Origin of the sequence: Mogibacterium diversum (genome assembly GCF_002998925.1) — a bacterium.
In the GTDB taxonomy this organism is placed as follows: Bacteria; Bacillota; Clostridia; order Peptostreptococcales; family Anaerovoracaceae; genus Mogibacterium; species Mogibacterium diversum.
In genome coordinates, this window is the sequence record NZ_CP027228.1 from 681,247 (window position 1) to 694,532 (window position 13,286).

Consider the following 13,286-nt stretch of genomic DNA (forward strand, 5'->3'; position numbering starts at 1 on the left):
AGCGCTATGTATATAGCCAAAAACAAATACTATGATTTGGTCTTATACCTAAGAGTTTCTTTGATTTTATCAACGATTTCGCCGTGATTGACTATCCTTAGATCAGGGTAAGATTTAAGAATTCTACCAGTCCCGAAGAACTTAGTCTTACGCATCTTCTTATAAAATTCTTCTCTTGCAAGCTCATAGTCTCTCTTCATATCTGCAAGTTCCTTTGCAACCTCAGCCCTTCTCTCTGCAGCTGCATCCCTAATTTCAGCGTTGAAGGAGGTGCTTTCGGCTCTATAAGCGTCAACCTTTCCCTTAGCATTTATGGCATCATCACCTATTCTAGTACTGAGCAAGTCACTGAATTCAGTCATCGATTTTTTCATATCATCAAGACGCGTAATCCTTTTGTTAAGTCCGAGCGTGATAAGTACAGAAACAGCGAAGTCTGAAATAAACGCAATATATGCTATAAGAAGCAATATTATCCCAAATGTAGATGTTCCCAGGCCCCCGAATACTACCTCAACAAATGGCTGTATTCGCCTCACTACAACCAAAATTCCAAATCCCCATATAATGCTGAATTCTAGGCAAATATATCCATGATAATTAAATGGTTTCGAAGTATAATCCCACCATCTAGCATGAAATATTTTTAAAAGCGCATATCCTCCGACTAACTCAAGCATTGTGGATAGCAACATACCAAGGAGAAACACCTGTACATCTGTAGTAAATGAACTATGGTCTAATCCAAGCGCCTTTACCAGAAGGATAACAAAAAGCGAACCAAAACCGTATATCGGACAAATAGGTCCATTTAAAAATCCTCTATTTACGACAATTCCTTTACTGATTGCTTGATAAATAACTTCTGTAATCCAGCCGATTACTGCATATACAAGAAAAAATATTGCAATATCAGTCAGTATATATCCAGCTATCATTGTCCCTCCCTTTGATTGTGACCTCCAAATTCCTTTAAGAGCCTCTCCTGACTGTCGAACATTATACCATTAGATGCGATATTAACATATCTCCCATCTGAAAGAAAGTACTTAGCCCTGGCGTTATCCATCATATTCATCCGCATAATTAACTTTATCTTCGCAATACAAGTTTCATCTGTTATAGGGAAAGCTAGCTCAAAACGTTTATCCATATTTCTGTTCATAATATCCGCCGATGAAATATACACACGTTCATCTGAGCCACTTCCGAATATATATACGCGAGAATGCTCTAAGAACCTACCTACAATGCTTATTATTTGAATATTATCGGTGTATTCTTCTACACCAGGCAGGATTGTACAAATTCCTCTAACTATCATGCGAACTTTAACACCAGCCTGTGATGCCTCAGATAGCTTTTCTACGATGTAACGGTCTGAAAGTGAATTTACTTTTATAAAAATTCTTCCTTTAGATCCCTTTGCACATTCACGCTCAATTAACTCAATAAGACGCTTCCTCATACAAGAAGGTGATGTAATTATATATCTAAATTGATTATCAATAATCCCATCGATGGCATTATCGAATAGAATTGAAACCTCCTCACCAAGTATACGGTTTGATGTTAGAATTGAAAAATCAGTATACTGGTGTGCTGTAGTTTCGTTATAATTTCCGGTTCCAACCTGCGTAATGATTTCTTGCTCTCCAATTTTACTAAATGACTTTTTAAAGACAATCTGACATGCCTTAAAATGCGACTTAAATCGCTTAGTTCCGTAATATACTTCACATCCAGAATCTTTAAGTTTTTTTGCCCAATCTACGTTATTGGCCTCGTCAAACCTAGCCCTGAGTTCAATAAGTACTCTAACACGCTTACCATTATTAGCAGCTTTTATCAAATATTCGATAATTCTAGGATGACTGGTCATTCTATAAATACTGATTTTTATTTCTTTGACTTTACTATGGCTCGCAGCTTCTCTTAAAAGTTCAAGCAAGTTATCCATTGAATCATAAGGATATGCATCGAGCAAATCCCTTTCCATTATCAGATCTATAATATTGGCTCTAACCTTTTTCTCAGAATTTGTTTTACGTAATTCAGGAAATGAGTTATTCAAAACTATGTGCCTTGATAGGTGCTCCTTTAAGGAGCCTAGGTGACTTAACGACGGAATATTGGAACAAAGAACTAATTCCTCATTTGGAAGCTTAAGAATATCTTTCAAGCAATCATAGAGACTATTATCAATACATTCGGAATATGCAAATGCTCCTACAAACTCTGAATTTCCACGCTTATCAAGCATCTTTTTTATTCGTTCTATTGCGCCAGTTCCAAGATTGAAATTGTCATATTCAAAGTCAATATCAGCATTTCTAAAAGCCGTAAAAGCTATAAACCCTTTTGGTTCAAATGGGAAACATATATTATTCAGATACAATCTAATAAGCTCTAAAGGAAGTAATAAATTAATACCATACGAATTGCGAACAATTACACCTTTTAAAAGCGACTCTGGAATTTCAACTATCATCAGTTTTCTGATATTATCTACAGAAGTATCAATAAGAATATACTGATGACTATCTTTTATGTTTTCCGAAATATCGCTTTTATCAACAAATTGCGGCTTAAAACTCGATGAAAACTTCATAAGAAACTGCCCATCAACAAAGTCGTAATCAGATTCCGTTAAATCTTTATAAGAACCGCAGTGCACACCTATTTCTCTCAGTTCTTTGTATATCTGTTCAGTTATCATTTCAGCTTTTTCATTAATTGTACGTATCTCACGCCATATGTAATGAATCTGCTCATCTGAATTAAGACCGGACATTGTGTCTCGTGTTAGCGAATCAACCTTTCTAATATTGTTCAAACTACCAATACGTACCCGTATAAATTCTGCTAAATTTTTTTCGTAAATCAATCTAAATTTTACTCTTTCAAGAATCGGATTCATGGTATTTGCAGCTTCATTTAATACTCTCTCGTTAAACTTAAGCCACGAGAGATCTCGGTTCTGTGTAAACCCTTCAAGATAAAGCTCACTCATCGATACGCCTCACTTTAATTATTATTCAAATCTTCCAGCTTTTTCATCAGAAATCCCTCTCTTACTCCCGATTCGGAGACAGTTATTTCATCGTAACCTAGTTTATCCATAATCGTCTTCTGTATACACATCCCTGTGACAAGCGACTGAACACGCTCTGGCTTTACTTTGAGTAACGTTCTGATAAAGTCCCTTTGATTAGTAAAATATAGTTCAAACAGCTCGTCATACTCTCTTGCAGAAAGTGTAGCCGTACTCTTGCTCCTATCCAAAAGCTTATTTGCGAGCTTGCATGTGGCCCTGACAGTACCTCCAATCGCATATACATGCCCAGGTGAAGCTTTAACATCTTTTGGAATACGCAGCTTCAAAAGAAGCTTCTCAGTTTCTTTCTTAATCGATGATAACTCTTCTTTTGTAGGAAATATCTCAGCTACATGTCGGTGATAAGCATTGAGAGATCCTATAGGCATGGTATCAGCAAAAATTATCTCATCCCCTGTAAATATAGATATTTCTGTGCTACCTCCACCACAATCTGTAAGCATTCCAGTAGCATCTCCGATATCCTTCATTATGCCGTAGTAATCGTATCTAGCCTCATCCTGACCCGTTATTACATCTACTTCAAATCCAACTTCATCCTTGATGCGTGCGACAATTTCTTTTTTATTCTTAAGTTCCCTTATGCTTGCAGTAGCTATTGCAAATACGAGGACATTAGACATTCCGTCTACTGCAATCCTAAACTGTTTGAGTGCATCAATCATAACTTCTACTCCTTCTGCACTCATCTCATTATCATTTATATATCCAGCAATTCCACATGAAATCTTGTTGCTCATAATCTGACTGAAAGACTTATCATTCCCTATGTTATAAACCGCCATTCTTATCGTGTTAGAACCAATATCAATTATTACGTACATATATACATTACCCTTCGTGTTTTATTAGTCGTAGTCATTCTAACAAAATTAATAGTATTTATAAACAAAAATCATAATTTAAAATTTGTTTTTTTGTTTAATAACAATAAAACAGAGTGCGCACCCATGCACACTCTGTATCCGAACGATATTAACTTCGATCAATAACTACTTGCTTGTTCCGAAATCTACCTTCACATTTTCACGTTCAGCTTCTGACGAAACTTCGAACATTGGCTTCGCTTCATATCCGAACATCCTTGCGATGATTGCTGAAGGAAATACTCTGCATTTTACGTTGAACTTCTTTACAACAGCATTGTAGTACTTGCGAGAATTAGCGATATCATTCTCAACTGCTTTTAGCTGCTCCATTAGCTCGATAAAGTTCGCATTTGCCTTTAGATCTGGATACGACTCTGCAACAGCAAACAAGCTTCTTAAAGTACCAGATAGGATATTCTCATTCTCAAGCTTTTCAGCAGTTGTAGAGGAATTTCCAACGGCAGATCTAGCTGCTGTTACAGCCTTGAGTGTCTCCGATTCATGAGCTGCATAACCCTTTACAGTCTCAACCAGATTAGGAATTAGGTCAAATCTCTTCTTGAGATACACATCCATAGTCGAGAAAGCTTCATCACAGTTTACAGCTAGCTTTACAAAGCCATTATATGTAGCAATAACCCATAGTAGCAGAAGTACGACCACCGCTAAAACTATCCAAATTACCATTTTTACACCTCTTCTTTATTAAAAAGTAATAACTATTAATATCTATTGATTCGTTATATTAGCACATCAGTACACTTACTTCAACATATGAAACGTACTTAATTTATCTTGTGATACAGCCTCTACCAAGAGCCGCCTCCGCCACCACCGGAGCCTCCGCCAGAGAAACCACCACCACCAAATCCGCCGATTCCACCACCACTATCAGCATGTGCGGCAGCAATTCCAGAATACGTGCTATGCTGAATGCTGTTCATTATCATGTTCATCCTCATGTAATCGAACGTAGTTGCGTTATATGAGCTAAATCCAGCGTGTTCAGGGATCTTGATGGTATTGAATTTATTTATCCATTTATCCGTTAGTCCTAGAACATATGCATAAGGCAGAATATTGTAAAAGTAAGAAGGTTCGCTTTCTACAAGTTCATTGATTCTATCAAGCTCAGCAGTTTCTATAAATTCTTTGAATCCCAGTATCTCGCCATAAACCTTGCGGTTGTATTCAGTTCTGCTCTGGATATTCGACAACAGGAAAGGCATAGCGACTGTATATACGACGAGTATTATTAATAAGTACATCTCCCCTTCACCTTTGCCGGCAAAATACAATGAGTTTATCAGGGTGCTCATATACACAAAATAAATTAATAGCCATACAATAACCCTAAAAGTTAAACTGCCAGGACCTAAAGATTTGCGATAGAAGAATGCATCATTTAACTTACGAAGTATCAGAAGCCATATCGATGCCCAAATACCCAATACGAAGATTATTACGAAAATGGCCATTATACCACCATATTTTGAACCAAACAAAACATCGACGGAACCAGCTCTATATGCACTGAACACAATGCTAAGTATATAACCTATCGCAGCAATAAATGTAGCAAAAATCCCCTTCGCATCCGAAGCGGTAGATACAATAGCCTTATCTCCAGTATATCTATCCTTTAGCTGCGACTTAATCGTGTCATATGACTCTCCGATTGATTTTCCAGACTCTTTTATGCTAATCGTGCTTCCCACCGCCGGAGCAGATTTTTCATCAAATATTGCATTATACATCTTCTTTACAAATGCCGGTTCATCGCTCGGTGCTTGTAAAGCTTTTATGGTTATTTTTTTCTTCTCCCCTTCAATAATCTGTATATATCCTTTTGATGCTAGGTATAGATATAATGAAGTAATGTCCTTTTTATCAATCACACCATCTGCGAGATATCCAAGCTCAGCTGGTGTTATACCTTCAGGCGGATTGAACATTATAGGTGCGACAATATCTGCGTCCTTCTTTCTTGTAACCTTGATATAAATTAATAATATAAGACAGATGACGAGTACTGCAGCGTTTGCGACACTACTCCATGCTTTGCTTGGAGCCCCAACCCAGTAACCATCCGGTGTCTTGACCATCAGCGTTACTCCAGAATTAGAGCTTATAGCAGCATCTTCATATGACAATGTGTTATTCGCTTTATCATATGTCCACTTGCTATTATCCTCAGTAGATGAACCATATGAACCTGCATATCCCTTCATCTCGGTGTATTTGAAATCACTTGGAAGTGAAACATTGATTTTTGAAGATGCAATCGATGTTTCCCATCCTGATGGAAGTACATCTACATAAATGTTATTCTCTTGATTACTTTGTATATAATTATAAATTTTATACTTTATAACATATGTTTTCTCACCCGTCACATAAGAATGAGCACTCCCAATCCTGATGTTAACGTTGTTATCCTTAGTTACTTTAAAATCACCACCTTCAACGCTGATATCCTTGATCTTATAGTTACTAGCAATAGGAATTTTTCTAATAATTCCATGCTTTGCATATCTAAAATCGACTTTTATCGTCTCAGTGAAGTCATATGAGTAATCCTTATTAACCTTTACATCTACATCAAAGATCTTTGTAGTATATCCTGACCTAGTATAATCTTGCTCAGCCAATGGCGATGCTTGATTTTGATTGTAGTAGTTTGTATATGAGCTAGAGTAAGAATTAGAATATGAATTATAAGAAGAACTCCCATAAACATCACTCTTGATAGCTATACCCATTGTAACCACAAATATCACAACCAGAATCAGAGTTATTTTACTAAGCATGTTCCTAAATGCCTTATGATACATAGTTAACCCCTTCAGTTTTAATCATCTAGATTGATATTATACCAATAAAGTACGTCTTTAATAATATCAAAAAAAGCATAGCGGTAAAACCACTATGCTCATTTTAATACTTATTTAATAAGAATTAGTCTTCTACTAGTTCTCTTCTAGATAGATTGATTCTGTTCTGATTGTCGATTTCAGTTACCTTGACAACAACCTTATCTCCAATGTTCATTACATCTTCAACCTTGTCAACTCTATGGTTAGCAATCTTAGAGATGTGTAGCAGACCTTCCTTACCAGGGAGAATTTCGATAAATGCACCGAAGTTCATAATTCTCTTAACTTCACCCTCATAAGTCTTGCCAACTTCTACATCAGCTGTAAGATACTCAATCATAGACTTAGCCTTAGCAGCACTAGCTTCATCGGAGCTATAGATACTGATTAGACCTACATCGTCGTCAGAAATATCAACCTTGCAGCCTGTCTCTTCCACAATCTTGTTAACATTCTTGCCGCCAGGTCCAATTACTAGCCTTACCTTGTCAGGGTGCACTCTCATCGAGATGCATCTTGGCGCATATGGTGATAGTTCAGCTCTTGGTGCAGCAATCTCTTCTAGCATGCTTTCAAGGATATATGCTCTACCAACTCTAGCCTGTTCAAGTGCTTGCTCTAGAATTTCTCTAGATAGACCATGAACCTTGATATCCATCTGAATTGCAGTAATTCCATCAGGAGTACCAGTTACCTTGAAGTCCATGTCTCCGAGGAAGTCTTCCATGCCCTGGATATCAGATAGAATTGCATATCTACTGCTTCCATCCTCTTCGACTCTCTCGATTAGACCCATCGCTATTCCTGATACAGGCTTCTTGATTGGAACACCGGCATCCATCAGAGCAAGGCAAGAGCCGCAAGTTGATGCCATCGAAGATGATCCGTTTGAAGATAGAACCTCCGATACCACTCTGATTGCATATGGGAATTCCTCTTCGCTTGGAATTACAGGAAGAAGCGCTCTCTCAGCGAGTGCTCCGTGACCGATCTCTCTTCTGCCTGGGCTACGAGGTGGCTTTGGCTCACCTGTAGAGTAACCTGGGAAGTTATATTGATGCATGTATCTCTTGGTAGTTCTATCGATATCAATGCTATCTAAATCCTGTGCCTCTGATAGAGGTGCAAGTGTAGCGACTGATAGAACCTGAGTCTGCCCTCTCTTGAATAGTCCTGTACCATGTGCTCTTGGCAGGAATCCTGTCTCTGAGAATAGAGGTCTAATCTCACTTAGTTTTCTATTGTCTGGTCTTACACCTTCATCAAGGATCATTGATCTAACCTGTTCCTTTTTGATGGCGTATAGAACCTCGCCTACTTCCTTATCCCTGTCTTCGAAAATCTCTGCAAAGTGTTCATGAGTTTCAGTCTCGACTTTCTCCATATTCTCGAGACGCTCAAGCTTATCAAATGTCTTTATCGCTTCAATCATCTTGTCTGTAGCGTAAGCACGAACGGCTTCATCAACATCGTCATCAGCCTTGAAAACTACGTATTCCATCTTCTCTTTGCCAACTTCATTAGCAATTTCCTCAATAAATACGCATAACTGCTTGATCTCTTCATGAGCGAACATGATTGCATCAAGCATGTCACTCTCGGAAACTTCATTCGCACCAGCTTCAACCATCATGATAGCTTCCTTAGTTCCAGCTACTGTTAAGTCTATATCTGACTTCATTCTCTGCTCATATGTAGGATTGATGATAAGCTCTCCATCTACTCTTCCCACTTTTACAGATCCTGTAGGACCATCCCAAGGAATGTCAGATGTAGCTAGGGCAACAGATGAACCAATCATAGCTGCAACTTCAGGCGAGCAGTCATGATCAACGCTCATAGCTACTGCAACAACTGAAACATCATTTCTAAACCCCTTTGGAAATAGAGGTCTGAGTGGTCTATCCATAAGCCTAGAAGTTAAAATTCCGTGCTCACCAGGTCTTCCTTCTCTCTTGATGTATCCGCCAGGGATTTTTCCTACAGCATACATCTTCTCTTCATAGTCGCAGCTTAGAGGAAAGAAATCAATGTCCTGTCTTGGCTGCTTCGAAGCTGTAGCTGTACAGTTTACAACGGTATCCCCATATCTAACTGTAACTTGGCCGTTTGCCTGTTCACAAACCTTTCCAATTTCAAGCTGTAACAGTCTACCGCCTAGTGCTGTTCTAAATGTGTGATAATCAGTGAATCTTCCCATAATTAACAACTCCTTCCTGTTAATCGTACTATTTTACTAATAAGATTCGCATTGCAAGTCAATCATTATATTAGATTGACTTCGGGATTATTCCCTCCTATATACAAATAAGCGGGATACACATCCCGCTTATATTGTCAGATAATATTACTACTTTCTGAGGCCGAGTCTAGCAATAAGTGCTCTGTATCTCTCGATATCAGCATCCTTAAGATACTTAAGTAGGTTTCTTCTCTGTCCTACCATCTTAAGAAGACCTCTTCTTGAATGGTAATCCTTAGCGTGCTCCTTGAGGTGTCCGTTAAGATCGTTGATTCTGTAAGTTAAAATCGCAACCTGAACCTCTGGGGAACCCGTATCGCCTTCCTTAGTAGCATACTCTTTGATAATTTCCTGCTTCTTTTCCTTTGTAAGCATCGTTTCTCCTCCTATTGGTCATCCGCCCTCACATCGCCACCGTTCGGAGTAACGTGTAGCCGAAGCAAGGGTATAAAAAATTACTTTGTTATACTATCATACATACGTGTATCTGTCTAGTTTTCGAGCAAATTACTTTAGTGAATTCAGATACGCTTTTGTATCATCGCTAACCCTATAGCTCTCTTTTGCCTTCTGAATGGTTTTGCGATGCACCCATTCATCAAGCCTTTTGTTCTCGATATATGGAATCGTTTCGTCATATTGCTTAGCAAGTGCAGTTGCAAAGTACCACGCCTGCATCATCCTCACATAATATTCATCAGATTTAACTCCTGCCACCCATTCCAGATATTGTGGATCAAACGCATCATCGAGATAGAACTCCAGCAGTACTCCAATTCCAAATCTAACGGTATAAGTATCACCCGATGAAATCCATCTCTTAACTTCATTTTCAAGTTTATTCAGATTACCCTTGAATGCTTTCTTAAAGCTGAGCAAATCACAGGTTGCCCAGTTATCTACATATGGAAGCAGCTTATCTATTTCACTTAAAGCCTCTTCATAGTCACTTATCATACAGATGATCATCCCATGGAGATTAAGCTCTTCATAATACTCGTGAGGAAGGTCGCTTATGAACTCTCCATAATCACCAGATTTAAAAACTTCCTTTGCGAGTTTCCTCAGTGCTGGAGTTCTAACTCCTATTACTGTATCCGGATTAACCCCTGGAATTAGCTTGCAGTGGAATTTCTTATAGTCAATGTCCTGCATATCAAAAAGCTTGCTTCTAATCTCTTTTATCTTCACGGCATTTCCTTTCGATGCTCTTACTATTGAAGAACATCATTATATTAGCGATGAGTAATAGCAGTACAACTATGAACGCTGCCGATTCATGAATTCTTCGCGTAAAGAAGTCCCCGATGATTGCCCCGCATATAAAAAACATTATGCATCCATAGTAATGAAGACTCTTTCGTATATAATTAAAATCCTTTGTCGCCATGTACATATTTATATTCATGGTTCCTGTCTTGAGGTTTCCCGTACACATCGTAGTAGAAATAGTATATCCACGCACTTTTGCAAAAGTCACAACCTGAATACCACACGTTAACGATATAAGTGAGTTTGCAAGTAGGTTATACTCCTGTGGTAGGAATCCTGCTACAAACATAGCAATGATTTCGAAACAAATAGTGACCTGACGCCAATGAAGTCTTGTCGGTCTATTTTTGCGAATTATTTTTACGTGCTGGGAAATCATAACTCCCCCTGCAAATGAAACTATAGGTATTAGGTAATGAAATATATTTCGTATATTGTGATTACCTAGGCTGATTGCAAGCAGTACTATGTTACCAGTTGCAGCGTTAGCAAAAACTCCACCCCTGCAGGTATATGAATAAGCATCCATAAATCCACCGCATATTGCAAGCAGTATTCCTATTCTCATTGATTCAGAAGTTTCAAACTCCTTTTTCATATTTCCCCCTACTCTAAGCAAATGGATTCCATGCCTCTTCAGCTTGCTCAGACTCCTCTCTCTGAATTTTATTTTGTTCATCAATAAGAAGGGCAACAATTTCAGAGCTTCTTTGACTAGCAGCCATATCCACGAGTTCGCTGATGAAGGCTGATTTCACTAGATTTCTTCTAACCATATAGCTTATCGCAAGAGTTCTAGAATCAGTAATAGCCCTTCTCGTAAGCCTATCACCATGTTCGTCGATATATCTGTAGATTAATTCTGACTCATTAGGCTTTTCCTGACTTACATCATCACTGCTATGTTTTTCCAAATAAGAAAGAACCGCAACATCTCTGATAGCCTCAGGGAGGACTTCAAGTTTCTCCGGACCCATATGTAGCGTCGTCAGTTTAGGGACCCTGCTGAATGCATTATCATCTACCACGTCAATGCTATTCGGTAAATAAATCTCGATTAGAGAGTTACAATCAATGAACATCTCATCATCAATAACCTTAGTTCCTTTTGGAATTGCAACCCTTTCAAGAGCCCAGCAATTCTCAAATACACCCTTCCCAAACTCATCTACAGTCTGTGGCAGAATTATCTCCTTCATGCTATAACACATTCTAAAAGCGTAATTACCAATGCTCTTGACCGATTCTCCCATTTCAATCGCTTTAATCTGTCCTCTTTCGCTAAACGCCCTATCTGCTATCGCAAACACGAATTTAGGAATAACAACTCGTGACACATTTTCATCATAATTGATAAGTGTGTGTCCTGCTATTAGCTTTGGCATACAGACTCCTTACTATTCTAAACCTTCAATCTCTCTGGTAAGCTCCTGCTCCCTGTCGCTCATCATAAGCCCCTTGCTCCACCTCGAGTATTCTTCACTTCCATGCTTCCCTAGGAAGCCCGCACTATATCTATCTTCTGAAAGAGTTCTAACAAATATCATCATTTCGTTATCTCCCTCAAAAGAGCTTTCTATAAAATTAAATGAGTTTCTGAGGCGATCCTGCACCGACTTTACAAGAGCATTTCTCTCATCGTTTAGTTTACTCATCTCACCAGTAATAACTGACGAAGGTTCACCTATTCCACCCATGACATTGTGCATGATGTCTCTCATGGTCTGGATAGACTTTCTTGCAATTCTCTCGTTCATCTTAGATATAGAGTGTGCTTTCTTACGATCCTCTAAATCAAGTTCCATATCGGAGGATATAAGCTTCAAAATATGAGCAGCTTTATCAAGCTTTGCACCTAGTAATTCATCCTTTTGAATCTTAATACGGCTCACTACTTCATCTATAACTGCAGATTTCACAAACTCACGTCTAAATTCTGAGCCTAGAGCATCACTTAATAATCTGACGACCATAATGCGCTCATCAAACGGGGCATCTGCGAGTTTCGCAGCCGCTTTATCAAAGCCTGTACCTGCAAGAATTCCAGCGATATCATACTCTCTCCTATAGCGATAAAACAAATCGTAGTACGAAGTAAAATCGCGAGCGATTCTCTCATCCTGAATATACTGGCTCACCAGTGCGAGATTAACTTCGATATCGTTTTGTTCATATAGGTAGATCATCTCAGATAGATCTACCCATCCTCTAGCTGTTACAAAGAGCTTGCCATCGACCGTAAGCCTTACACTATAGAAGTCATCTTTTTTGATGCTTAAATAATTTAGTACTGCAGCATGAACAGCATTATTTCTAGCATATACGAGCCACGGATCAAGCTCCGGTTCTACATCAATTCTCTTAAGTCTATCGAGTGTTGCAAGATCGAATTCCCTTGCCGAGTTATTGTACTCCAGAGGATTTCCTGCCGTTACGACCACCCAGCCCTCAGGAAGTCTATGGCGGCCAAATACTTTCATTTGAAGAAACTGCAGCATTGCGGGCGCAAGTGTTTCCGATACACAGTTAATTTCATCTAAGAAGAGAATTCCTTCCCTCTTACCAGTTTCTTCCATCTTGTCATACACACTAGCAATGATCTCACTCATGGTGTATTCCGTAGTCCTATAGCTATCATCACCATACTGATGTTCAGAAATGAAAGGCAGTCCTATTGCACTCTGCCTAGTGTGGTGCGTCATAGAATATGACACCAGAGCGATATCCATTTCCTCTGCCACTTGTGACATAATCTCAGTCTTGCCAACTCCCGGTGGTCCTACGAGAAATATTGGTCTCTGCCTCTCAACCTGAATCTTATATTCTCCAAATTCATCTTTTGATAGGTATGAAATAACTGCATATTTCACCTGATTCTTTGCTTCTTGAATATTCAATTTATCTCCATT

The 13,286-nt window shown here is 38.6% G+C and carries 11 protein-coding genes; all 11 read right to left on the minus strand.

Annotated features, from left to right (window positions below):
• Positions 1 to 29: 29 nt before the first annotated feature.
• The 11 genes from C5Q96_RS03200 to C5Q96_RS03250 all read right to left on the minus strand — a co-directional run bounded on the left by C5Q96_RS03200 (position 30) and on the right by C5Q96_RS03250 (position 13,274).
• Positions 30 to 938 carry a putative ABC transporter permease gene (locus tag C5Q96_RS03200; protein WP_106056976.1) on the minus strand — a complete coding sequence of 303 codons (909 nt, stop codon included), beginning with the start codon at positions 936 to 938 and terminating at the stop codon, positions 30 to 32.
• On the minus strand, positions 935 to 3,013 hold the full coding sequence (gene ppk1 / locus C5Q96_RS03205; protein ID WP_106056977.1) for a polyphosphate kinase 1: 2,079 nt from the start codon (positions 3,011 to 3,013) through the stop codon (positions 935 to 937). Before ppk1 ends, C5Q96_RS03200 begins: the two co-directional genes overlap by 4 nt.
• Before the next feature lie 14 nt (positions 3,014 to 3,027).
• Positions 3,028 to 3,942 (minus strand): Ppx/GppA phosphatase family protein, encoded by a 915-nt coding sequence (locus tag C5Q96_RS03210; RefSeq protein ID WP_106056978.1) that lies wholly within the window; start codon positions 3,940 to 3,942, stop codon positions 3,028 to 3,030.
• 168 nt (positions 3,943 to 4,110) lie between these two features.
• Complete coding sequence (locus tag C5Q96_RS03215) at positions 4,111 to 4,674, minus strand: LemA family protein (protein WP_106056979.1); 564 nt, start codon at positions 4,672 to 4,674, stop codon at positions 4,111 to 4,113.
• 122 nt (positions 4,675 to 4,796) lie between these two features.
• Positions 4,797 to 6,821: a DUF2207 domain-containing protein gene (locus C5Q96_RS03220; RefSeq protein ID WP_106056980.1), complete on the minus strand. Its 2,025-nt coding sequence runs from the start codon at positions 6,819 to 6,821 to the stop codon at positions 4,797 to 4,799.
• A gap of 124 nt (positions 6,822 to 6,945) precedes the next feature.
• Positions 6,946 to 9,063, minus strand: a complete 2,118-nt coding sequence (locus C5Q96_RS03225) for a polyribonucleotide nucleotidyltransferase (RefSeq protein ID WP_106056981.1) — start codon at positions 9,061 to 9,063, stop codon at positions 6,946 to 6,948.
• Positions 9,064 to 9,213: 150 nt separating this feature from the next.
• Complete coding sequence (rpsO, locus tag C5Q96_RS03230) at positions 9,214 to 9,480, minus strand: 30S ribosomal protein S15 (RefSeq protein WP_106056982.1); 267 nt, start codon at positions 9,478 to 9,480, stop codon at positions 9,214 to 9,216.
• A gap of 132 nt (positions 9,481 to 9,612) precedes the next feature.
• Positions 9,613 to 10,296, minus strand: coding sequence for a DNA alkylation repair protein (locus C5Q96_RS03235; protein WP_245905593.1), 684 nt, complete (start codon positions 10,294 to 10,296; stop codon positions 9,613 to 9,615).
• Complete coding sequence (locus C5Q96_RS03240) at positions 10,277 to 10,975, minus strand: YoaK family protein (RefSeq protein ID WP_106056983.1); 699 nt, start codon at positions 10,973 to 10,975, stop codon at positions 10,277 to 10,279. Before C5Q96_RS03240 ends, C5Q96_RS03235 begins: the two co-directional genes overlap by 20 nt.
• Positions 10,976 to 10,988: 13 nt before the next feature.
• Positions 10,989 to 11,762 carry a leucine-rich repeat domain-containing protein gene (locus C5Q96_RS03245; RefSeq protein WP_106056984.1) on the minus strand — a complete coding sequence of 258 codons (774 nt, stop codon included), beginning with the start codon at positions 11,760 to 11,762 and terminating at the stop codon, positions 10,989 to 10,991.
• Between the two features lie 12 nt (positions 11,763 to 11,774).
• Entirely contained in the window at positions 11,775 to 13,274 is a 1,500-nt protein-coding gene (locus C5Q96_RS03250; RefSeq protein ID WP_106056985.1) for an ATP-binding protein, read from the minus strand.
• Between the last annotated feature and the right edge of the window lie 12 nt (positions 13,275 to 13,286).

Excerpts from the sequence above, each read along its gene's own strand:
- ppk1 (WP_106056977.1), bottom strand. The coding sequence starts at position 3,013 with ATGAGTGAGCTTTATCTTGAAGGGTTTACACAGAACCGAGATCTCTCG.
- rpsO (WP_106056982.1), bottom strand. The coding sequence starts at position 9,480 with ATGCTTACAAAGGAAAAGAAGCAGGAAATTATCAAAGAGTATGCTACT.
- C5Q96_RS03215 (WP_106056979.1), bottom strand. The coding sequence starts at position 4,674 with ATGGTAATTTGGATAGTTTTAGCGGTGGTCGTACTTCTGCTACTATGG.
- C5Q96_RS03210 (WP_106056978.1), bottom strand. The coding sequence starts at position 3,942 with ATGTACGTAATAATTGATATTGGTTCTAACACGATAAGAATGGCGGTT.
- C5Q96_RS03200 (WP_106056976.1), bottom strand. The coding sequence starts at position 938 with ATGATAGCTGGATATATACTGACTGATATTGCAATATTTTTTCTTGTA.
- C5Q96_RS03240 (WP_106056983.1), bottom strand. The coding sequence starts at position 10,975 with ATGAAAAAGGAGTTTGAAACTTCTGAATCAATGAGAATAGGAATACTG.
- C5Q96_RS03220 (WP_106056980.1), bottom strand. The coding sequence starts at position 6,821 with ATGTATCATAAGGCATTTAGGAACATGCTTAGTAAAATAACTCTGATT.
- C5Q96_RS03225 (WP_106056981.1), bottom strand. The coding sequence starts at position 9,063 with ATGGGAAGATTCACTGATTATCACACATTTAGAACAGCACTAGGCGGT.
- C5Q96_RS03245 (WP_106056984.1), bottom strand. The coding sequence starts at position 11,762 with ATGCCAAAGCTAATAGCAGGACACACACTTATCAATTATGATGAAAAT.